A 20,904-nucleotide genomic window follows, 5' to 3' on the forward strand; every position below is an offset into this window, starting at 1 on the left:
CCCATCGTTCGGCGTGGCCTGCCTGCGCGGGGCATGCCGGGAATTGATGTAGTCGTATGCGTAGGCGATCTCCGTGACGGGGACCTCCACGTGGTAATGGGCGGAAATGTCAGAGAAGCTCGTGCGGAATGCCTCGACGAAATCGTTGTGTTCATTGGCGAAGCGCTGCTCGTCTGCGTAGTTCTCGATGGGGCTTCTGGTCACGAGGCGCTCCACGAGACAACACAGGTGCACGTAGAGCCCCATGCTCACACGAGCGCCAATCACGTCTCCGGTGAGCTGCTGGAGCCGCTCTGCGGCACTCTCGATTTCGCCGAAGAGCTTGTTGGGGTTAAGGATTGTGATGGACTCGACCACGTTCCTGAGGGTCATGTTCTTGACGAGATTCTGGTGGAACGTGCGCAAGCTGTCAGCGTCGAGCAAGCGTGCGAAGGCGCGGTCTATCTGGGCCGTTCCTTCGCCGGCGATGAGTTCCTCGAGCGAAATGAACGGGACTCCGTCGGCGTGCGGATTGTCCGTGCCGATGACCGAGCGCACGTTGTACTGGGAGAAGGCGGCATCCTCAGATCCGTTATTGGCGAGCTGCCGCCAGTCAACGGCGACAAGCCGCGCGGGGGACTCGCCAGGCAGGCTCTGCGCCACGAGATCGCGGATCCGCGCAGCTGCGTCAAGTCCGCCTTCGGAGCAGAAGACAATCGCGTCCGGTCGGGCGTTGCGCGCCACGATGTGATAATTACAGGTGCAAGCTGCCGCAGCATCGTCGAGAACCTCTCGCACGGAGCGACCCGCGATAAGTCCGGCGCCAACCTCCACCGCAAGGCCGGTAGAGGCGTTGTTGATGATGCCGAGCGTCATGCCGGAGGTGGATTCCAGACTCTTATAAATATCCTGGAGCGATCCCATGTCCACGAGGATGACGACCTCGTCTGCGTAGGAGAAGCGGTCGATGATTTGCTGAAGAGGAACAGCGACGTCCGTAACCTTCTGGTCGTAGGGCATGTCGATGGCCTCGAAGACCCTCGTGTCAAGAATCCGATTGGCGGCGTCGGCGATGCTCGTGGCGGTCGAGTAGCCATGACTGAGGACGATACCGACGCTCCGACGACGCTTAGACGGGTCGAGTGCGAGTGCCGCATGCGCAAGGACGAGCAGACACGTGAGATCGTCGAGTGCGATGCCGAGCGTGGCCTTGAGTTCATCAGCGATGCAGGCGCAGACAGTAACGGCAAAGCGGTTGCGCTGGGCCACGACGCCGCGCATGCCGGAAAGCTCGCTTGCATGGGAGCTCTTCCAACGCGAGAGGCTTGCGGGCGGCCACAGCTGGAGGCAGATGCCCTGGGCGATTAGATGCGAGCTCTTTCGGGACAAATCGATCGAGTAGAGTTCGTTCACGGAAGTGACGACGCTGTCGGCGATCTGCTCGTATGCGTCGGACTTCGAGCGGCCCGGGTTTTGCCCGAACGCCAGGTAGTCCTCGAGGTCGCGGGCTCGCTCCACCAGCTGAGCGCTGCACGCGCCCCCATCAAGCGTGCCTTCGCGATAGCTCTCGTATGGCTCCAGCATGGCGTCGAGTACATGCCGTGCGCGGTCGTCCGCCTGGCTTTGGATGCTCCGGGTGGTGTCGATGAGCTGCATGTCGTTCTCGCTGCGCTCGAGTGCGGAGCCGGCAAGGATTGCGGAGGGAAGCTGGTAGGTGCGAATCTCCAGGCTGTCACCCTTCGTGTCTAGATAGGCCTCGGCGCAACAGTTGGTGATGCAGTCGCGCAGGCCGCGTACGTTCTCCTCGAAGTTGGTGCCGGCGAGGGCTCGGAAGGCTCCGCGACTTATGAGGATGTCGCGTCCTATGCGTCGGCCCTCCTCCTTGAGGAAGTGGAGAGTCAGTTCCTCACGCTCCTCCTGGGTGCGCTCGCGCAGAGACGGCACCTGGGCGGACATGGGGATGCGACGCGTGAGGCTGCGGCACTCGGTACTGTCTGCCTCGTTTGAGGTGGCAAAGATAAGGCGCACAGCAGGGGCTGGCACAATGGCGCCCGCCTGTGCGGAGGCCCACTCCAAGAGCGCGTCCTGGGCAGCGGGTGAGAGGGCGTCGACGTCCTTGAGATAAACGATGCCGCCGCTCGCCCGATCTGCAGGCCCGCCATCTGCGCACAGGTCGTGAGTGAGCGCGCGGGCATCGTCTGCGTAATGCGAGCAGTCGATGCTCACAAGCTTGGCTTCCTGCTGCAGGACGCCGACGTTCTTGCCGTATTCGAGGGCAAGTTCGGCGAGTAGACCCTTGCCGGTTCCCGAGGCGCCACAGAGCAGGATGGGCAGGCCAGCTGGCGGGTACTTGAGCGCGGCGCAGAGCTGGCTGATGCAGGGCGCAAGGCTCAGCTCGTGACCGATTGCGCGGTCGAAGTCGAGTCGCTCGCCGTTTCCGAGCGTGGCGAAGAGCTGCTCGACCGAAGGGTAGGTGCTACGCTCAATGCGAGACTGGAAGAAGCGTTCGAGGGAGCGGCGGTGGAAGTAGCACACCGGTCGTGCCCCTGCTTTCACCACGAGGCCAGCGCGCACGAGCTCGTTGAGATACTGACTTGCCAGGCTGCGCGAGATGGCGAGCGAGTCGGTTATAGATGCCGTGGTGAAGTGGTCGAGACGGTTCTGGATGCGCCCGCCCCGCGTGCTGCCAAGCTCGCGCGTGATGCGATCGAGGTAGGCAAGCAGGTCTTTCTGTGTCTCGGGGATGTTCATGCGGCTGGTCCTCCTTTCGTCCCACACCTTACGGGCGGGGTGGTGCTCGGGACGGGTTGGCGCCCGCGTTTTGTCACGGGCACGTGAACTTCGGCACTCCATGATACATCTGTAGTGACATATGGCGACTTTTCGACACCTGCGCTCGACACAGCGAGCGGCAACAGCGCTGTCCGCCGAGCGCCTCACGGGCGTATCCCAACCGTAGGAGTGCGCTTTGCCACCTTTGACTGCCTCCCTGTCGGCAAGCGGCTCGCCGTTCGCTCCGTCTCTGACCACATCGCTCGAATCGACTCTGCCGCCGGCGCTGTGGTGGCCGTCGTGCCCGCAAAGGTCATCAAGCAGGCCGACGAGGTCACCGCGGGCAAGGTCTCCCTCGTCGACGCACTCAGGAATCTGTAGGCGAGGCCCCTAAGGCCGCCTCGCTGTCGGCAGCCCGGGGCCATGTGCCATCAGGGCACAGGACGAGTCCGGTCGCCGGAATGCGGCCGGACCCGTTGTTCGCGTGTTTTGCTGGGGGAGTCGCTGTGGCGACGAGGTTCACTGGCTTACTTTTCCTGTTCGCGCAGCCCCTTCGCCAAGGCTATGTTGGACAGTTTGAGTTCGCCATTCGTTACCGTAACAGCAAGCGAGTGGCCGAACTTCTCGCAGACGCGTGTCGTGAGTGCGGTACCGTCGAGGTAGAGGACGAGGATGTTGTCGTCAACGATGAGCTGCAGGTGGTAAGAACGCCCGGACTCGAGCCAGACTGGCCTCCAAAGCCCCTTATCCATTACGCGGAACCACTTGTAACAGGGGCTCTTGTCGAACGAGAGCCGATTCGCGTCGAGGTCGAAGCGGTATTCGTACGACTCGTCGGTCTCGAGATTCTTGTAGGCTCGAATTGAGAAGTCGCAAGCGTCCCTGAACGTCACGTCTGCCTCGAAGCAGAAGATCTCGCCTGCGTTTTCGGTGATTACGCACTCCGTTCGTTCGTGGTCTCCGCGAAGCTCGATATCCGGGACGGCATCAGGGCACTCGAACGCATCCTTTATGCTTTGGGGAGGGCGAACGCCGAGGGTGCCATTGGGGCGCTGGTACACCTCATGGGGCATAAACGAGCCACCCCAAAGCCAGTTGGCCCGGTCATCGTCGTTCTCGCGCGTGGGGACCCAGCCGGACAGAATCCTGCGCGATCCGTCGAAGGCGGTCCGTCCGGCGTAATACGCCCTCCCGTCGAAGGCGTCATCTCTCGGCTTCTCCCACGGACCGTAGAGATCGCGGCTCATGCGGTAGACGATCTTGTTCTCGTCGCTGTACTCAGAGTAGACCAGGTACCACCAATCGCCAATTTTAAAAATGTCTGGCATTTCGAACATGGTGTAGAGGCCGGGGGCCCAGAAGTCACCCTTGAACTGCCAGTGCTCGAGGTCCTTCGACGTAAAGTGAACGAGCCTGCCAGTTTGGAGGGTTTTGGAGGGGTCGTCTCCCTTACGCGTGCCCAGTACGAGGAGGTATTCCTTCCGGTCGTCATCCCATATTACGAAAGGGTCGCGCCAGTTGCGCCCATCGTATCCTGGCTGAGGCGTGAGCTCTACTGCAACGCCCGTCTTTTTCCACGTCGCATAATCATCCGAGCAGGCCTTCGCCTGCATGAGCACCTGGGACGTTTTGCCTTCTCGCAGGTAGTTGCGGTTGAACCCGGTATAGAAAGCGCGTACCTCCCCTTTTGCCTCGTAAACGGTTCCGGCGTAGATGAACTGGTCTTGGTCGTCTTCTCCGCCGTGGGGGATCGCCGTTCCGTGTTCCTGGTACGTCACGAAGTCCTGGGTGGTCGCGAGCGACCACCCAAAGGGCTGTCCTTCGGCAAGCGGAGCGGGGTCGCGCGTGTCACGCTGGTGGTATAGATAGAACGTGCCGTCCTTGCCGAAGGGCATGACGTCTCCCACCCACACGTCCTTCGGTTGGTAGAACAGGTGCTGGTTATTGGTCGGGACTTTGCGCATGTCTCGTCCTCCTTACTGTCGCGTCTTTCCTATTCGTCTTCTTCGTCAACGTCCGAAGTAAGATCTCCGAGGTAGACGAGCTGCTCTTTGGCTTGGGTGACGACATGCCTCACCACATCGGGAGTAAGCTGTCCGGCGTGGAGCGAGAGCTCGAGGGCCACGGGAAGGTTTACGCCGGTCACTATGAACGCGCCTCGCGGAGCCGAGCAGGCTACGAGCTGGTTTACGCTGCCCTGAAGGATGTCGGTGAGAACGAGGGTCTCGTCATCTTCGGCGATGCCCTCGAATGCGCTGGCGAGCTTCTCCTCGAGCGGGGTTTCGTCTGTAAACGCGCAGACAACCCTGATGTCGTGCCCCGGTCCTATGATGGCCTTGAGCGTGTCTCCGAGTCCGGCTGCCAGGCCGTAGTGCGATGCAATGATGATGTGCCTCATAATGCGTCCTTTGTGGGTTGGTCTAGCCCTAGGCTAGGCAGCAAGAATGCCGAAAGCCGCGCACACCCACGAGATGATGAGGATGCCGAGGACAATCTTGTTGATGCTGACCTTGCGCTTGACGAGGGCGTAGACGATGGCTGTGGCTATTACGGGCAGCATGCCGACCATGATTTGGTCGAGGATGCCCGTCTGGACGTCGAGCGTGACGTCACCCATGGTGAACGTGAGACCACACGAGACCTTGATGACGGTGGGGATGAGCGCACCGACGACCATCATGCCAAGTGCCGACGTCGACTCGGTGAAAACGGACATCTTCTCGGCAAGGGTCGTGAAGAGCTTGTCGCCGAACTTATAGCCTATGCGCCAGTCAAAGAGCTTCCATACGAAGATGGCGATGGCGACGGCGAGCCAGAGAAGCACGCCGACGGGGTTTCCCGCCTGTCCCATGTAGGCGGCGATGGAGCCGAAGATGGTGGGAATGAGGATGGCGAAGATCGTATCGCCGACTCCTGAGAGGGAGCCCATGAGGCCAATCTTAAGGTCTTGGACCGCGTCGATGGCGTCATTGTGCCCCTTGTCCTCCAAGGCTAGGCCGGCGCCGAGGAGCAGGCCGCTTACCTGGGGAGTCGCATTGTAATAGCGATAGGTGCTCAGAAGTGACCTGCGGTAGCCCTCCTCGTCTCCTGCATAGATCTTGCGCAGGGCGGGTTCGGTTGCGAACATGACCGCCGGGGCACACTGGGACTCATAGTTATAGATGGACGCGCCGAGCATCCAGCGGCGGCCGCAACGGTCGAGATCGGAAACGGTGAGGACTGGCTGGTACGTTCCGTCTGCCAGGCGGGTTGGCGCTTCGTTTGCCTTGGTGGCGTTAACTTCGTTACTCATCTTCCAGACCTCCAGCGTCGAGGGCGTTTACGGACGGATTGCTGTGCGACTTGTAGTACTCGATGGCCGCGGCGGCACCGAGCAGGGCAATGGGGAGAATGCTTATCTGCAGGTAGGCGGCCAGAACGAAGCCAACGATGGCGTAGGCGATGAATTTCTTCATTGGCATGAAGGACAGAAGCATCGCAAGGCCGACGACGGGGAGGATACCGGCGGCGATGGAGAGGCCGGTCGTGAACCAGGAGGGCATGACGGAGAGGAAAGCGTTGACGGCATCGGCGCCAAAGAGCAGTACGGCAAACGTGGGGATGGCCGCCGTAAGGCCATAGAAGACCGGACCGAGGAAAAGTACGCTCTTCATCTGCGAGTACTTGCCCTCTTCGGCAAAGCGCTGCGAGGTACGCCCGAGGAAGCCGTTTGCCGTCTTGGCGATGACGTCGAGCTGAAGGCCGAGCATGCCGACTGCGATTCCGGCGGCAACGCCGACGCTCGCCTCCTGACCCGAGGTGATGGCAACGACGGCGCCAATGATGGCGGCAGTGGGATAGTCGGGGACGGAGGCTCCTCCCATGGCCGCCACGCCCAGGCTCATGAGTTGGACGATGGCGCCGACGGCGAGGCCGGTTACGGGGTCGCCGAGCGCAAGTCCGACGAACCATGCTGGCGTGACGGACATGTTCGTGAGAATTTGTCCCGCGTTCTTCTCGGCTCCGTAGATGAAGGCAATGAGTGTAACGACGGCTATCTGGATGATGGATGGTGTCATAAGTTCACTCCCTTGCTAAAGCGTGATGATGCTGGAGAGCTCTACGGGCTTGTCGGCCGGCACATAGCGAACGGTGATGTCGCAGCCGGTGCCAGCAATCGCTCGATATGCGGGCAGCTCGTCTTTGGTGACGTAGGCGCGACTGCTCACCTGGACGGCGTCTGACCCCTCTTCGGGAAAGACTGTGCCTCCGACCACGAGTGTGGGAACAACCTGGCCCGTCTGTATGACGTCGAGGATGGTCTGGGGGTCTCGCGCCACGATGAAGACCGTGTGGTCGTCGTACTTGCCCGCCCGATAGTTCGTGAGAGCCGTCTCCTTGTTGATAATGGAGAGGGCGACTCCCGAGGGCTTTGCCATCCGCATGGCGGCCTTCTTGGTCGGGTCGTTGGCGACGATGTCATCGATGACCATGAGACGCTGCGGACGGAACTCGGGTACCCACTGGGTTGCCACTATGCCGTGTAGCAGGCGGTTGTCGATGCGTGCTGCGATGATGCTCATGTGATGTTGGCTTCCTTCCTTTGCTTGCGTGACGCGTTTCGGCATGGCCTGTGCCGAAGCGCGTCATTCGTCCTGCCGGGCCGCGGACCCATCGTTCGGCGTGGCCTGCCTGCGCGGGGCATGCCGGGAATTGATGTAGTCGTATGCGTAGGCGATCTCCGCGACGGGGACCTCCACGTGGTAATGGGCGGAAATGTCAGAGAAGCTCGTGCGGAATGCGATCGAGGTAGGCTCTGTGTCTCGGGGATGTTCATGCGGCTGGTCCTCCTTTCGCCACACACCTTACGGGCGGGGTGGTGCGCGGAACGGGTTGGCGCCAGTGTTTCGTCACGGGCGCGTGCGCTTCGGCACTCCATGCTACATCTGAGTGGCATATGGCGACTTCTCGACACTCGCGCTCGACACAGCGAGCGGAAATGGCGCTGCCTGCCGAGCGCCTCGCGGGCGCATCCCGACCGCAGAAGTGAGCGCGAAGGCTCGTCGAAGTGCTGGGTGGGGGACCGGCGGTCTGGATACGCGGTTTCGTTCGGCGAAGGCGGCGAGGCGAATGGCATGGCGAACGTACGGGTTTGACGTGAACGGGTTGCCCGTGGCGGCGTGGTATCGGGAGGAGACGGTCGAGCAGGTGCTCGCGCCGCTGCTCGCCCGTCTCGCGCGCTCGCATCAGGAGAAGGGGTCGCAGGCCCATCTCGGCAACCCGGTGCGCATACGCTATTGCGACCGGGACGGCCACGTGTCGCGAACGGATATCGTCCGCCAGGTGGACGTCGCGCCGCGAAATGCAGACTCGCCTCAATCGTCGGTAAGGGGTGCCGCGGGCGATACGATGGAATCCACGGACCGCACCGCGCCGCCGAGATTGCGACGCGAACGCAGGCGATGCGCCCGAAAAACTCCTCCGCGCATGTAGGGCGAAACGCCAGATTGGAGCTCCATGAACGATTTCTCCTTCTACTCCCCCACCCGCTTTGTCTTTGGGCGAAAAGCGACCGACAAGGTTGGGGGACTCTGTCCGCCTCCGGCTACCGCTGAGCGCTCATTGTCTACGGCAGGGGTTCCGCAGTTCGCTGCGGAACGCTCGTCCGCGTGAGGGCATCGCTCGATGCCGCGGGCGTGGAGCACATCGGGCTTGGAGGGGTGCGTCCAAACCCCGAAATAGGCTTGGCACGAGAAGGCGTCATGCTCGCACGGGCAAACGACGCCGACATCATCCTGCCCGTGGGCGGCGGCTCCGTCATGGACTGCGCGAAGGCCATCGCACTGGGGCGGTATACGACGGCGACGTATGGGACTTCTTCCGCAAGCGCGCCGTTCCCGCCGACCGCATCGACGTCGCCTGCGTGGTGACCATCCCCGCATCCGGTTCCGAGGCCTCTAACTCCTGCGTTATCAGCAACGACGAGGAGCACCTCAAATGCAGCATTAACACGGACCTCAACCGCCCGGCCATCGCCTTCCTCGACCCGGAGCTGACCTTCAGCCTGCCCGCCTGCCAGACCGCCGCGGGAGTGACCGACATGATCGCCCATATCATGGAGCGACTCTTCTCCGGCGAGCCCGCCGTGGGCGTAACCGACAACATCGCCTGCGGGCTAGTGCGCGCCGCGAGGGAGGCGGCGCCCAAGGTGATGGAGAACCCCGATGACTACGACGCCCGCGCCGAGATCATGTGGGTGGGTACGCTCGCCCGTAACGCCCTGCGCGACGGCGATTGGACCTGCCGCGGCCTTGAGCACGAGCTATCCGCACTGGACACCAAGATCACGCACGGCGCCGGCCTCGCCGTCATCTTCCCCGCCTGGATGCGCTACGTATGGCGAGAGCACCCTGAGCGCTTCCTGGAGTTCAGCGCCCAGGCCCTTGGCATCGAACCCATCGATTCGGACGCGGACGAGCTCGATGTGGAGGTAACCCCCGAGCAGGCAATCGAGTACGCGGTCGAACCGACCATCGACGAGCTGCAGGATTTCTTCGTCTCGCTGGGAATGCCGCGCGCTATCGGAGTTCGGAGTCACCGAGGACGATATCGAAAAGATGATTCCGGGCCTCAAGATCAACCGCGGAGAGCTCTTCGGCAGCTTCAGGAAGCTCACGCTGGACAACGCGAGAAAGATTTACCGCAGCGCACTCTAGGAAACAGATGCCAGTCCCCCACGGGCGAGCAGCACGGCGGCCCCCGCAAACCAGAAACGGCGCCGCTCCCGCGACGCCGTCATATTCCCTGGTGCCCCCGGGCGGATTCGAAAACTCCCCCGCGGGGAAATTGGTGGCGCGGGTGTCGACGGCCCGCATCCGCCGGCGGCCCCCGCAAACCAGAAACGGCGCCGCTCCCGCGACGCCGTCATATTCCCTGGTGCCCCCGGGCGGATTCGAAAACTCCCCCGCGGGGAAATTGGTGGCGCGGGTGTCGACGGCCCGCATCCGCCGGCGGCCCCCGCAAACCAGAAACGGCGCCGCTCCCGCGACGCCGTCATATTCCCTGGTGCCCCCGGGCGGATTCGAACCGTCGACACCCGCTTTAGGAGAGCGGTGCTCTATCCCCTGAGCTACGGAGGCATGTTGTACTAGTGTAGCAGATTTACCCCTTTGCCATGTAGCGCATGGCCACTCATCGAGAAGGCTCTATAGCGAATAGTTTCCGAGGGCAATCCTCAATATCGGAAAGAATAACCCGGAATAACGCGAAATAATGGGACAAGCTTTCCCAACTGGCCCTCAAAAGGAAAATGCATCCCGGAATGAGAACAAATTCCGGGATGCATTTTCCGCCATCTATCGCCAACGATTAGCTGTCTCTGTGGAAAAGGCTCTTGATGGCAGCGGGGATGCTCTTGGCGCCCTTGGCCGTCACATCGATAAAGTCGGGCGAACGCACAAGCTTATCCTCGTCGACGTACTTGCGGACAGCACGAAGCGTCTCTTTGTCGTCGCGCGTCGAAAACGTAAAGTGACCGTTGTCCTTGGTGAAGATGGCAAAACGCGTAATCTTCTTGGTGCCGCGCAAAACCTCGGCGGCAATATAGTCGACCTCGTCCCACGGGATTTGAATATAATCCTCGGGATTGCGCTCGTTATAGTACTCGAACGCCTTATTGCCCACCATCACGTTACCGTGGCTGGTAAGCCCCATCAGGCAGGTTGCCGGCGTTGCCAGATCGACCGTGCTGTTCTGAGATTGCGCCATGCGCGCCTCGCCCTCCAAATAAAACAATCGGACCGCATCCAGTGTACCCACCGGGTGCGGTCCGTTTCAATGGCTCAAAAGCCCTTGCCTAGCAATTCTCGGTCTTAAGCCGAAACGTGCTTACATGAAGCCGCAGACGCGACCGATGATGCCGATGGCGAAGAGAGCCAGGATGATGACGATCGGGCTGACCTTCTTCTTGAGGAGCTTGCAGACCAGCAGGGTCAGGCACACGGCGGCAAGGCCGGGGATGAGCTGATCGAGGTTGGCCTGAAGCGTGGTGACCTTCACCTGATCAAGGGCGTTAGCACCGATGGAGTTATACATCGTCAGTGCTTCCTTGACACCCTCAGAACCGGAGGGCAGGTTAGCCCAGTCGATAAAGGCGCCAGCAGACTGCGTGACCTTGGAGACGACCGGGGTGAAGGAGATGGACACCCAGCGCTCGACCAGGGCGCCGATGATGAACATACCCAGGATGGATGCACCCTCGGTGACCTTGCCCATCAGACCGCCGGAGAGGTCCTTGGCGATGGAGGAGCCGACCTTGTAGCCAAACTCCTGCGTGTACCACAGGAAGGCGTAACGAATGATGTTCCACGCGAAGAAGAACAGCAGCGGACCGGCGATGCTGCCGGACAGGGCCAGGGAAGCGCCCAGAGCGCCCAGAATCGGGCGAAGGGTGAACCAGAAGGCGGGGTCGCCGACGCCGGCGAGCGGGCCCATCATACCGACCTTGACGCCCTGAATGGCGACGTCGTCAATCGGAGCACCGTTGGCGCGTTCCTCCTCGAGAGCGAGGGTAACGCCAATGACGGGGGCGGAAACATAGGGGTGGGTGTTATAGAACTCCAGGTGGCGCTTAAGAGCGACAATCTGGTCATCCTTGCTGGTGTAGAGCTTCTTGATCGCAGGGATCATTGCGAAGCACCAGCCGCCGTTCTGCATACGCTCGTAGTTCCACGAGCCCTGAAGGAACTGATGACGGAAGCAAACCTTCTTGCGGTCAGCCTTGGTGAGCTGAATCTTGTTCTCTGCCATATGTATCACTCCCCTCCTACTCGTAATCGTTCAGAATGTCGCCGAGCGGGTCGCCGGAGCCACCGCCCATGCCGCCACCCTGCTTGGCCAGATCCTTAAGGCCAAGGTAGATGAGGGCAAGGGAGATGCCGATGAGGCCAAGGGCGATCAGCGTGAGCTGAGGGATGGCAGCAAGGACAAAGCCGAGGATGAAGAACGGCCAGGTCTCCTTGGTGGCCATCATGTTGATGACCATGGCGTAACCGACGGAAGCGACCATGCCGCCGCCGACAGCCATGCCGCCGGACAGCCAGTCGGGCATAGCGTTAAGCGCGTTGGTAACAGCCTCGGCCGGGATGATGCACAGAAGTACTGCCGGGATGGCGATACGAAGGCCCTGCATGAGGATGGCAGCGTACTGCCAGCGCTCGATGCCGGAGAAGTCGCCCTTCTCGGCGCAACCGTCCATGGCGTGAGCGATAGCGGTAGCCAGGGTACGGCAGATCATGGTCAGGAACAGACCAGCGACCGACAGCGGGACGGCGACGGCGATGGCGGCGGTAACGGCCTTGGCCGAATCGGTGGCGCCGCCGTTGAGGGCGAGCACCATGATGATCGAAGAAGCGACCGAAGCCAGAGCGGCATCAGGCGCGACGGCGGCGCCAACGTTAGCCCAGCCAAGGGCCATCATCTGGAGCGAACCGCCCAGGAGGATGCCCTCCTGAAGGTGACCGGTTACGAGACCGATAAGCGTGCATGCCACGAGCGGCTGATGGAACTGGAACTCATCCAGAATGCCTTCCATACCGGCAAGCAACGCGACAATCGCAACAAGCAGAATAGTGATTGCAGACATGTATCGGACCCTCCTTTACTATGCTTGAGCGGCCAGTTCGGCCTTAGCTTTCTTCAACATGGCGTCGAGATCCTCGGAGGAATCCGAAGGAACCTTGCGAACCTCGAACTTGACGCCCTTGGCCTTGAGAGCCTCGAGAGTCTTAACGTCGTCATCGCCCATAGCGACGGCGTTGGTGACGACGACCTTGCCCTTGGAGTGAGCCATGGAACCGATGTTGACTTCCTTGATGTCGACGCCGGCCTCGATGGCCTTGAGCAGATCCTGCGGGTTCTCGAAGAGCAGCATGGCCTTGGTGTCACCAAAGCGCGTGTCCTTGACGACCTCGGCCATCTTCTTGATGGGAACGACGTTGGCATGGACTCCCGGAGGGGCAGCCTGCTCGATCATGGTCTTGCGGAGCTCGTCGTGAGCAACGCCGTCGGAAACCACGATGATGCGGTTGGGGTTGATCTGCTTGGTCCACGTGGTGACCACCTGACCATGCAGCAGACGGGTGTCGATACGGACGTGGGCAATCTTGATGCGCCCGTCGCCGATGACCGTTCCCGGAGGGATGGCGCCTGCAGGAGCAGCAGCGGCCGCAGCCGGCTTCTTCTCCTCGGGCTCCAGAGACTCGGGCTTGACGCGCACGCCAGCCTTAGCCTCAGTCACGAGATGTTTTGCGATCGCATGTGCAGTGTTCTTTGCGTCAAAGCGCTGCGAATATGCCTCGATGAGCATAGGCAGGTTGACACCGGTGACGATAGCCCAGGAATCGTGGCCCTCGATGAGCCCGCTGATCTGGTTGAACGGCGTGCCGCCCCACAGATCAACGAGGAAGAGCACCTGCTCCTGGTCCTCGAAGGAAGCGACTGCTTCCTCGACCTTGGCACGGAAATCGTCGGGGCCCATGCTCGGCTCGAGCGAGACCACGGCAACAGACGGTTGATCGCCAAAGACCATCGAGCCCGTCTGCTTGATTCCAGCAGCCAAGTCCCCGTGGCTAGCAAGAACAATACTTACCATCACATAACCTCCTTTTTGTCTACGTAATTCCTACACGACATGAAAGGAGTATACCTGTTTGCTTTGTGGAATTATAGCTAAAACTGCAAAAGGTTGGATTATTTGTTTAAACGTCAAGGTTTGTTACAAGTTGATTACGTTACTGCTTTTTGACTCATTACACGACAAGGCGTCGCTCATCAAGCCATGCCTTTTACAGATACAAGCAGGCTGTTCATTAATATCGATTTTAGGCAAGCGCGAATGCGCTTGTACTGCCGCCATTTTGTTTAAACAGACATGGCTTGACTATTAGCGTGACTTATGCACTAGCGCAAGTAGTCATTGGGGACGTTCTTAAACGACTAGTCGTTGGGGACGTCCTTGATTGACTGGTCATGTAAGAGCGTCCTCAACGACTAGGGGCTAGACGATGTGGAGAGGGTTGGCGGCGTCGACGGCGTCGGGGGCGTCGGAGGGGTCATCGGGAACAGTGTCTGCCGGGTCCTCGTCGGGGGTCTCGATCTGTTTGATCATGACCTCTTGGCCCTGCAGCAAATAGGTCTCGCCGCTACCGCAATGGGGACAGGTCTTGCCGTGCTCGACTGTCGAATAGTCGCGGCCGCACGTCTCGCAATGTGTCACGGCCTCAACGGGCTCCACGATAAGCTCTGCACCCTCGGTGATGGGCTTTTTATCTGCCGCCCAGCGCCAAGCGTCGAGTAGCAAGTCGGGAACGACGCCCGAGACCTCGCCCAGCAGCAGCGTGACGCTCGAAACGCGACGCACGCCATTGGCGCGCGCCACGTTCTCGACATCGCGAATGATGTGATAGACGATCCCCAGCTCGTGCACTTTTAATTCCTTCCGCCGTTCTAACGAACGGCGGTCGGCTTGACGCTGCGCGAGTCCCAGACGGGCGATCTGCCTTTCAATCGTCGGGCATGGGCAAAAGCCCTATGCCCTCCTCTTTCAAGGCACCTCGCCACGCCTGGGACCCGCTCGCTGTCCAACCGCCCTCTGCGCCGTTCACTTACTTGTTAGGTCTCTTACTTCTTCCCAAATTTGATCTTAATTGCACGCTTCAATGCGTACTTGCCCAGGCTTGGGAGCTTTTGCTCGTATTTGACCATCGTGGAGCACTCGGGGCGATCGCGATCAAGATGGATGGCGTCAAACGCGCACTTGGTGGTGCACAGGCCGCAGCCGATGCACTTGTTAGGGTCGACGATCGAGGCGCCGCAGCCCAGGCAGCGGGCGGTCTCGGCGCGCACCTGCTCCTCGGTAAAGGTCTCAACATACTCGCTAAACGGCGCAGCCTTCTCGCGTTCGCGGTCCACATGCGCAACCTCGCGGCTCGCGTTGTCGTAGCTCTCGAGCACAACGTCGTTGCGGTCGAGCGCGGTGTAGCGGCGCTGGTTGCGGCCGATGGTGAGCGTGGAGCCCGGCTGCACGAAGCGATGGATGGACACGGCGGCCTCGTGACCGGCGGCGATGGCATCGATGGCAAAGCTCGGACCGGTATAGACGTCGCCGCCCACAAAGATGTCTGGCTCGGCGGTCTGATAGGTCTGGGGATCGGCAAGGGCACCCTGGCCGCGGCCAAGCTCCACCTTGGAGCCAGCCAGCAGGTCGCCCCACACAATGGACTGGCCAATCGACATGACTACGCGGTCGGCATCGACACGACGCAGGTCGTTCTCGTCGTACTCGGGCGCAAAACGGCCCTCGTCGTCAAAGACACGCGTGCAGCGCTTGAAGGTGATACCGCACACACGACCGGCCTCGTCCAGGTGAATCTCCTTGGGGCCCCAGCCGCAGCTGATGTGAGCGCCGTCCTCAACGGCCTCGCGACGCTCCTCCTCGCTGGCGGGCATCTGGGCCTCGCTCTCCAAGCAGAACATCTCAACGTACTCGGAACCCAGACGGCAGGCGTTGCGCGCGACATCGATAGCCACGTTGCCACCGCCCACCACGATGGTGCGGCCGGGCAGCGCGTCAATCTTGCCACTGTTGACCTCGCGCAAAAAGTCGACGGCCACGGTCACGTCCTCGGCATCCTCACCCGGAATACCGGCAAGGCGGCCACCCTGGCAGCCGATGGCCACATAAAAGGCCTTAAAGCCCTGCGCGCGCAGCTCGTCGAGCGTCACATCGCGACCGACCTCCACGCCATAGCGGAACTCGGCGCCCATCAGGCGAATGATCTCGACCTCGGCCTCGATAACGTCCTTTTGCAGCTTAAAGCTGGGGATGCCGTAGGTGAGCATGCCACCCGGGCGCTCGTTCTTTTCGAACACGACGGGCTTGTAGCCCTTCTCGGCCAGATAGAAGGCGCAGGACAGACCGGCCGGGCCGGCACCGATGATGGCGATCTTCTGATCGAAGCCGCCGGCACGCGTCGGCGTCACCACGGGCGGGACATAGCGGGTCGCGGCATCAAGATCGCGCTGGGCGATAAACTTCTTGACCTCGTCGATAGCCACGGCGGCGTCCACACGGCCGCGGGTGCAGGCATCCTCGCAGCGGCGGTTGCACACGCGGCCGCAGATAGCGGGCAGCGGGTTCTCGCGCTTGATGAGCGCCAGCGCCTCGTCATAGCGCCCCTGTGCCGCAAGCTTCAGATAGCCCTGAACGGCAACGTGCGCGGGGCAAGCCGTCTTGCAGGGCGCGGTGCCGGACTCGTGCGTCTCGATACGGTTATCGTTGCGGTAGTTGGGCGACCACTTGGTGTGGTCCCACTTGGTGGCATCGGGCAGCTCCTGGCGCGGATACTCGGGCACCTGTCCGCCGGCCTTTTTGCTGCAGAGCTTCTGGCCGAGCTTGGCGGCACCGGCGGGGCACACCTCAACGCAGCGACCGCAGGCAACGCACTTGTCCTTCTCGACCTTGGCGACATAGGCCGAGCGCGACAGGTTGGGCGTGTTGAACAGCTGAGAGGTGCGCAGGGCATAGCACACGTTGACGTTGCAGTTGCAGATGGCGAAGATCTTGTTCTCGCCGTCGATATTGGTGATCTGGTGCACAAAGCCGTTGTCCTCGGCCTGGCGCAGGATGTCGTAGACCTCGTCGCGCGTTACATAATGGCCGCGGTCGGTCTCAACCACATAGTCGGCCATATCGCCCACGGCAATGCACCAGTCGGCGGGGTCGTCGGCGCAGCCCTCGCCCATCACGCGACGGCTCGCGCGGCAGCTGCAGGTGCTGGCGGCATATTTGCCATCGTATTTGTCGAGCCAATGCTCGATATGCTCGATCGGCACCGAGGTGCTCGAAGCATCGATAGCCTTCTCGACCGGAATGACGTGCATGCCGATACCGGCGCCTCCGGGCGGCACCATCGGCGTGGCCTTGGACAGTGGTCCCTTGGACGCCTGCTCAAAGAACTTGGCATAGACCGGGTGCTCCTCGAGCTGGCTCACGCGCATGTTGAGGAACTCGGCGGAACCCGGCACCAGCATGGGCAGCACCCACTGCTTGGCGCGCTCGGGGTTTTCCCAGTTGTACTCGAGCAGACCCGTGTAGCTCATGTCGTCGAGCATCTTCTCGATATCGGCTTCGGGCATGCTGGTGAGCTTGACCATCTCGGGCAGCGTATAGGGACGGCGCATCTTCATCTTGCAGAGCACTTCGGCCTGCTCGTCGGTTGCGGCCTCGGCAAACGACCAGTACTCGTAGCCCAGCAGCTCATCGCGATGCAGCAGACGGTTGGTGCAGTGCTCGCACAGCTTGACGATGGCCTCACGCGGATGCTCCGGCAGCGGCGGCACAAACTCCGCGCCGATATCGGGCTCGGTGTAGCTAATTCCCGGTCCGTTGAGAATCATGGTTGTCCCTTCTCTTGCCACAGCCCGGCGAGACCGCGGCGCCCCTCTTTTTTGCAGGCCGGGCATGCCCCATGCCGTTCACCCGCCATTGTTGACATTGTGTCAAAAATAGTATTGACGAACCGTCAACAATATTCAAGACTGTTAGGCGAACGGTCAGGCAAAAGAGGATGAAAGGCGGCAAAAACATGGGCAACAACACAGCAGATACCTCTGTGGTCGATGCCGTCCCCGCATCCGATAGCGCGGCAAAGCGCCTGACGGGCGACGAGCGCCGTCGCGAGATCCTCGATGCCGTACGCACCGTAAGCTCCGAGCTGGGCGTGTCCCACCTATCGGTATCGGCCGTGACCAAGCGAGCCGGCTGCACGCGTTCATTGTTCTACCACTACTTCGCCGACATGGACGCCGCCGTCACCGCCGTCATGGACGAGGCAATCGACGGTTTTATCTCCGAGCTCGAGCAGTGGAATGCCAACCGCACCGTCGGCGATATCGAGGGCGCGCTCGACACCGTCGCCCCGCTCTTTAAGCGCCTGGTCGCCAGCGGCCACGAGCTGCCGAGCACGCTCACCTCGAGCAGCGGCGCGCTCTACGGCGGCTTTTTGCACAACGTGGTCCAGCGCGTGGCGCAGTATATCTGCGACACCACCGTGGTGGATTTTGTCGCCCATCATGAGCTACGCATCGACCATGTCTACGAGACGTTCTACACCCTCATCATGGGGTTGTTGATGTATATCCGCACGCACCCCGATGTGCCCGACGAGACGGTCAAGGAAATCATCGCCTCGACGCTCCACATCGAGGGCTATACCGCCAAGTATCCGGAGCGCAAGCCCCAGAACTGACGACATTTGGCCAAACTGCCCGCGATCAGAAGAGGGGCCGCGGGCGTGTGAAAGGAGAGCAGCATGCTGTTCGATGTTTGGGGTAGCGATACCCTTATCCACTGGGCCGGCTGGGCCATGGTCTTTATTGGCCTGATCGTGCTCAACGAGGTCGGCCGCCGCACCAAGCTGGGCGCGGCCATCATCTTTGGCGTGGCTCCGCTGGCCATGACCATCTACTGCGTCGCCATCGCCGTCGGCGTTTCGCAGGGCGCCGAGTGGGCGCTCACCAACCCCACCCATGTGTACCAGAACAGCTGGTTCCACTACGCCAAGGTATACGCGGCGCTTGCCGGTTGCTGGGGCTTCATCGCCATTAAGTATCAGTGGGGCAAGATCGGCAAGGCGCACTGGTTCCGCGCATGGCCGTTTGTGATCGTCGCCATCAACATCATGATCGCCGTCGTGTCCGACTTCGAGAGCGCCTATCACTTCTTTGTCCTGGGCCAGTCCACTTGGGTCACCTCCGAGGGCGCCACGCAGCTCGCCGGTTGGAATAACGTGTTCAACGGCATCGCCGGAATCATCAACATCTTCTGCATGACCGGTTGGTGGAGCGTCTACGCCTCCGAGGACAAGACCGACATGCTGTGGCCCGACATGACCTGGGTCTACATCATCGCCTACGACATCTGGAACTTCTGCTACACCTACAACTGCCTGCCCACCCACTCCTGGTTCTGCGGCTTTGCGCTGCTGCTGGCGCCCACCGTCGCCGCCTTTATCTGGAACAAGGGCGGCTGGATCCAGAACCGCGCCTTTACGCTTGCTATTTGGTGCATGTTTGCCCAGGTGTTCCCCTACTTCCAGGAGGAGTCCATCTTTGTGACCCACTCCACACTCGACCCCGGCGCCGCCACCGCGGTCTCCATCGCCGCGCTGATCACCAACGTCGCCGCGATCATCTACATCGCCTACCGCGCCAAGAAGCTCGGCCGCAATCCCTACAAGCAGGATGTCTTTGAGGGCACCAGCGATTGGGAGAAGGCTACCGCTCGCCGCGCCAAGGTTGATTACGCTCACGCCGAGTAACATGCCCGGCGCGCATGCCGCTTGAATGTGAAGTCGCCCGGCCGATTCCGCGCAATGCAACGTATTGCATGCCCCCGGAAAGCGATTCGCCCGCTTTCCGGGGCTTTTTGTTGTTGCGCGCATTCACGCGCATATTCCATTCGCGCACACATTCAAAACCTCTCGCACAGATAAAATCAGATTTCCAACCGCCTGACAGCCCTATGTGACCCCAATTTTGGGTACATTGTTGTCCCGATATTGAGCTTGGGGGATATATGAATGATGAGACGATGGGCCAAGAGGATGCGGCCCAAGATGCAGAAGCATGCGCCGAGGCCCTGGAGAGCCTAGACCAGATCGCGCTGGCCGAGATTGCGTTTGACGATTCGAGCGTTGATGTGCAGGATGAGCCGGAAATCGAGGCGCAGCCCGATGATCAGGATGCAAAAGACGATGGCGCCGCGCCCACCGAAGACGAGGCGAGGCACGAGGAATCCGAATGCGAGGCCGACGACCAGCCCAAATCCGACACGAGCGAGGAAACCATCTTGCTCGACAGCTTGCCGGCCGAAGATTCGCTGACCCGCGAGCTCCCTGGCTTAGGCTCCGCGCCTGCCGTGGACGAGACCATCGCCATGGGCGATATTCCCCTGCCGTCCGTTCCCTCGGCACGCGAGGCCGAGGTTCGTCATCGCAAGATGTCGCCCAAGCGCCGCAATCTGATGGTCGCTGGCGTTGTGGCCGTCGCGCTCGTCGCCGGCGGCGCAGGCTATGCTGCCTGGAACGGATATCAGCAAGAGCAGGCTGCCGCTGTCGCCGCCAGTGCACACACGATGATGTCGGTGCAGATTGGCGTGCATGCCACGGGCCTCGACTGCTCAACTGGTTCCAAGATTCCCGTACAGGTGAGCGGGCAGGATTCCGACGGTTCTTCTGTGAGCGAAACGCTCTATGTTGACGAGCACGGCCGTGGCATCAAACTGCTACCCGGCGATTACACGCTCTCCATTGCCGCCTCCCCCATCGCGTCCGACGGCACCGTCTATACCGTGCCGACCACCAAGGCGCAGGTCACGATCAAGAGCGACGGACAGGATCTGAGTGCCCAGGCCACCTTTAAGCTCAAGGTGCCTTCGGCCGACACGGTGACTGACGACCAGATCGATGCCGCCGCCAAGTACGCCGAGGAGGGCGGGGTGAGCTCCGCCGCAGTCGCAAAGGTACTCCAGCAGGCGGCAACCGCGCGCCGTGACGCCGCCGTCAACGCCGTGAGCTCCCGCAAGGCGCAGGCCGCGCGCGATGCCGATGCTCGGCATAAGGCGACGGATCTGTATCAGCTCGATATCCCCGTCGAGTGGTACGGCAAAGTCGCGACTTGGCAAAACGGCAGCACGCTGTGCATCTATCTGGCCGGCGACAGCAATACGCCGATCGTGACGATCGTCGCAGTGCGCGACGGCGAAAGCTTTACGCCCGATGAGGGTGATACGGTTTTGGGTGCGGCAAACCTTGGCAACGGCTACACGGTCTACGCCAGCGGCCCCGTCTATCCGTATGTGGTGCCCCAGACCATCAACGGGCGCATGCAAGACCCCGTGTCGACCTACCCCATGGACACGGCCATTGAGCTTGTCGAGCTGACGACCGGCAACCGCTACACCTATAGTCAGATCAAGAACGACCTGGTTGGCAAACACGGCAACGCAGACGCCGCGACCAAACTCGAGACCGACTACCTCGCGCAGATCCTGCTGCCGAGCATCAAAGCCCAGGACTAGCCTGGCGCAGCAAGGTGCTCCCCAACTGTGATGAA

At 61.3% G+C, this 20,904-nt stretch carries 19 protein-coding genes and 1 tRNA gene; 7 read left to right on the top strand and 13 right to left on the bottom strand.

Annotation, left to right across the window (positions count from 1 at the left end; genetic code table 11):
* Positions 1–2,730: PTS sugar transporter subunit IIA domain-containing protein (locus tag KSY82_RS05355; protein ID WP_217750471.1), on the bottom strand; the 2,730-nt coding region annotated here is incomplete at its 3' end.
* 114 nt (positions 2,731–2,844) lie between these two features.
* Here KSY82_RS05355 and KSY82_RS05360 point away from each other — a divergent pair.
* Positions 2,845–3,132: a hypothetical protein gene (locus KSY82_RS05360; RefSeq protein ID WP_217752370.1), complete on the top strand. Its 288-nt coding sequence runs from the start codon at positions 2,845–2,847 to the stop codon at positions 3,130–3,132.
* Between the two features lie 146 nt (positions 3,133–3,278).
* Here KSY82_RS05360 and KSY82_RS05365 read toward each other — a convergent pair whose 3' ends face one another.
* The 5 genes from KSY82_RS05365 to KSY82_RS05385 are packed head-to-tail and all read right to left on the bottom strand — an operon-like array spanning position 3,279 to position 7,313.
* Positions 3,279–4,715, bottom strand: a complete 1,437-nt coding sequence (locus tag KSY82_RS05365) for a family 43 glycosylhydrolase (protein ID WP_118080243.1) — start codon at positions 4,713–4,715, stop codon at positions 3,279–3,281.
* Positions 4,716–4,744: 29 nt separating this feature from the next.
* A complete protein-coding gene (locus KSY82_RS05370; protein ID WP_217750473.1) occupies positions 4,745–5,149 on the bottom strand; it encodes a PTS sugar transporter subunit IIA in 405 nt (134 codons plus the stop codon).
* A gap of 33 nt (positions 5,150–5,182) precedes the next feature.
* A complete protein-coding gene (locus KSY82_RS05375; protein WP_118080239.1) occupies positions 5,183–6,043 on the bottom strand; it encodes a PTS system mannose/fructose/sorbose family transporter subunit IID in 861 nt (286 codons plus the stop codon).
* A complete protein-coding gene (locus tag KSY82_RS05380) occupies positions 6,036–6,809 on the bottom strand; it encodes a PTS mannose/fructose/sorbose/N-acetylgalactosamine transporter subunit IIC (RefSeq protein WP_118080237.1) in 774 nt (257 codons plus the stop codon). The genes KSY82_RS05375 and KSY82_RS05380 overlap by 8 nt, the downstream gene beginning before the upstream one ends.
* 15 nt (positions 6,810–6,824) lie before the next feature.
* Entirely contained in the window at positions 6,825–7,313 is a 489-nt protein-coding gene (locus KSY82_RS05385; RefSeq protein WP_118080235.1) for a PTS sugar transporter subunit IIB, read from the bottom strand.
* A 547-nt stretch (positions 7,314–7,860) separates the two neighbouring features.
* On the opposite strand from KSY82_RS05385, the gene KSY82_RS05390 reads away from it, so the two are divergent.
* The 3 genes from KSY82_RS05390 (at position 7,861) to KSY82_RS05395 (ending at position 9,835) form a co-directional block, all read left to right on the top strand.
* Positions 7,861–8,223, top strand: coding sequence for a hypothetical protein (locus KSY82_RS05390; RefSeq protein WP_217750474.1), 363 nt, complete (start codon positions 7,861–7,863; stop codon positions 8,221–8,223).
* Between the two features lie 176 nt (positions 8,224–8,399).
* Positions 8,400–8,660: an iron-containing alcohol dehydrogenase gene (locus KSY82_RS10540; RefSeq protein WP_368042035.1), complete on the top strand. Its 261-nt coding sequence runs from the start codon at positions 8,400–8,402 to the stop codon at positions 8,658–8,660.
* Complete coding sequence (locus KSY82_RS05395) at positions 8,654–9,835, top strand: iron-containing alcohol dehydrogenase (RefSeq protein WP_438265357.1); 1,182 nt, start codon at positions 8,654–8,656, stop codon at positions 9,833–9,835. The genes KSY82_RS10540 and KSY82_RS05395 overlap by 7 nt, the downstream gene beginning before the upstream one ends.
* Here KSY82_RS05395 and KSY82_RS05400 read toward each other — a convergent pair.
* The 7 genes from KSY82_RS05400 to KSY82_RS05430 form a co-directional block, all read right to left on the bottom strand.
* Positions 9,794–9,869, bottom strand: a tRNA-Arg gene (locus tag KSY82_RS05400). The two genes, KSY82_RS05395 and KSY82_RS05400, sit on opposite strands and share 42 nt — an antisense overlap.
* A 229-nt stretch (positions 9,870–10,098) precedes the next feature.
* Complete coding sequence (locus tag KSY82_RS05405) at positions 10,099–10,497, bottom strand: DUF956 family protein (RefSeq protein ID WP_217750475.1); 399 nt, start codon at positions 10,495–10,497, stop codon at positions 10,099–10,101.
* Positions 10,498–10,617: 120 nt separating this feature from the next.
* Positions 10,618–11,538: a PTS system mannose/fructose/sorbose family transporter subunit IID gene (locus KSY82_RS05410; RefSeq protein WP_217750476.1), complete on the bottom strand. Its 921-nt coding sequence runs from the start codon at positions 11,536–11,538 to the stop codon at positions 10,618–10,620.
* A gap of 16 nt (positions 11,539–11,554) precedes the next feature.
* Positions 11,555–12,373, bottom strand: coding sequence for a PTS mannose/fructose/sorbose transporter subunit IIC (locus KSY82_RS05415; RefSeq protein ID WP_055285302.1), 819 nt, complete (start codon positions 12,371–12,373; stop codon positions 11,555–11,557).
* Between the two features lie 18 nt (positions 12,374–12,391).
* Positions 12,392–13,381 carry a PTS sugar transporter subunit IIB gene (locus tag KSY82_RS05420; protein WP_217750477.1) on the bottom strand — a complete coding sequence of 330 codons (990 nt, stop codon included), beginning with the start codon at positions 13,379–13,381 and terminating at the stop codon, positions 12,392–12,394.
* Positions 13,382–13,786: 405 nt separating this feature from the next.
* Positions 13,787–14,215, bottom strand: a complete 429-nt coding sequence (locus KSY82_RS05425; protein WP_217750478.1) for a hydrogenase maturation nickel metallochaperone HypA/HybF — start codon at positions 14,213–14,215, stop codon at positions 13,787–13,789.
* A 194-nt stretch (positions 14,216–14,409) separates the two neighbouring features.
* Positions 14,410–17,187: an FAD-dependent oxidoreductase gene (locus tag KSY82_RS05430; protein WP_217750479.1), complete on the bottom strand. Its 2,778-nt coding sequence runs from the start codon at positions 17,185–17,187 to the stop codon at positions 14,410–14,412.
* A gap of 188 nt (positions 17,188–17,375) precedes the next feature.
* Between KSY82_RS05430 and KSY82_RS05435 the strand changes: the two genes are divergently transcribed.
* The 3 genes from KSY82_RS05435 (at position 17,376) to KSY82_RS05445 (ending at position 20,869) form a co-directional block, all read left to right on the top strand.
* Positions 17,376–18,038, top strand: a complete 663-nt coding sequence (locus tag KSY82_RS05435) for a TetR/AcrR family transcriptional regulator (RefSeq protein WP_217750480.1) — start codon at positions 17,376–17,378, stop codon at positions 18,036–18,038.
* A 63-nt stretch (positions 18,039–18,101) separates the two neighbouring features.
* On the top strand, positions 18,102–19,109 hold the full coding sequence (locus KSY82_RS05440) for a DUF5692 family protein (RefSeq protein ID WP_195233828.1): 1,008 nt from the start codon (positions 18,102–18,104) through the stop codon (positions 19,107–19,109).
* A 257-nt stretch (positions 19,110–19,366) separates the two neighbouring features.
* Positions 19,367–20,869: a hypothetical protein gene (locus tag KSY82_RS05445; RefSeq protein ID WP_217750481.1), complete on the top strand. Its 1,503-nt coding sequence runs from the start codon at positions 19,367–19,369 to the stop codon at positions 20,867–20,869.
* Positions 20,870–20,904 lie beyond the last annotated feature (35 nt).

The sequence above is a fragment of the Collinsella aerofaciens genome, assembly GCF_019131995.1.
Lineage (GTDB): Bacteria > Actinomycetota > Coriobacteriia > Coriobacteriales > Coriobacteriaceae > Collinsella > Collinsella aerofaciens_S.

Excerpts from the sequence above, each read along its gene's own strand:
- KSY82_RS05405 (WP_217750475.1), bottom strand. The coding sequence starts at position 10,497 with ATGGCGCAATCTCAGAACAGCACGGTCGATCTGGCAACGCCGGCAACC.
- KSY82_RS05390 (WP_217750474.1), top strand. The coding sequence starts at position 7,861 with ATGGCATGGCGAACGTACGGGTTTGACGTGAACGGGTTGCCCGTGGCG.
- KSY82_RS05410 (WP_217750476.1), bottom strand. The coding sequence starts at position 11,538 with ATGGCAGAGAACAAGATTCAGCTCACCAAGGCTGACCGCAAGAAGGTT.
- KSY82_RS05440 (WP_195233828.1), top strand. The coding sequence starts at position 18,102 with ATGCTGTTCGATGTTTGGGGTAGCGATACCCTTATCCACTGGGCCGGC.
- KSY82_RS05430 (WP_217750479.1), bottom strand. The coding sequence starts at position 17,187 with ATGATTCTCAACGGACCGGGAATTAGCTACACCGAGCCCGATATCGGC.
- KSY82_RS05420 (WP_217750477.1), bottom strand. The coding sequence starts at position 13,381 with ATGGTAAGTATTGTTCTTGCTAGCCACGGGGACTTGGCTGCTGGAATC.
- KSY82_RS05445 (WP_217750481.1), top strand. The coding sequence starts at position 19,367 with ATGAATGATGAGACGATGGGCCAAGAGGATGCGGCCCAAGATGCAGAA.
- KSY82_RS05370 (WP_217750473.1), bottom strand. The coding sequence starts at position 5,149 with ATGAGGCACATCATCATTGCATCGCACTACGGCCTGGCAGCCGGACTC.
- KSY82_RS05415 (WP_055285302.1), bottom strand. The coding sequence starts at position 12,373 with ATGTCTGCAATCACTATTCTGCTTGTTGCGATTGTCGCGTTGCTTGCC.
- KSY82_RS05380 (WP_118080237.1), bottom strand. The coding sequence starts at position 6,809 with ATGACACCATCCATCATCCAGATAGCCGTCGTTACACTCATTGCCTTC.
- KSY82_RS05365 (WP_118080243.1), bottom strand. The coding sequence starts at position 4,715 with ATGCGCAAAGTCCCGACCAATAACCAGCACCTGTTCTACCAACCGAAG.
- KSY82_RS05375 (WP_118080239.1), bottom strand. The coding sequence starts at position 6,043 with ATGAGTAACGAAGTTAACGCCACCAAGGCAAACGAAGCGCCAACCCGC.
- KSY82_RS05435 (WP_217750480.1), top strand. The coding sequence starts at position 17,376 with ATGGGCAACAACACAGCAGATACCTCTGTGGTCGATGCCGTCCCCGCA.
- KSY82_RS05385 (WP_118080235.1), bottom strand. The coding sequence starts at position 7,313 with ATGAGCATCATCGCAGCACGCATCGACAACCGCCTGCTACACGGCATA.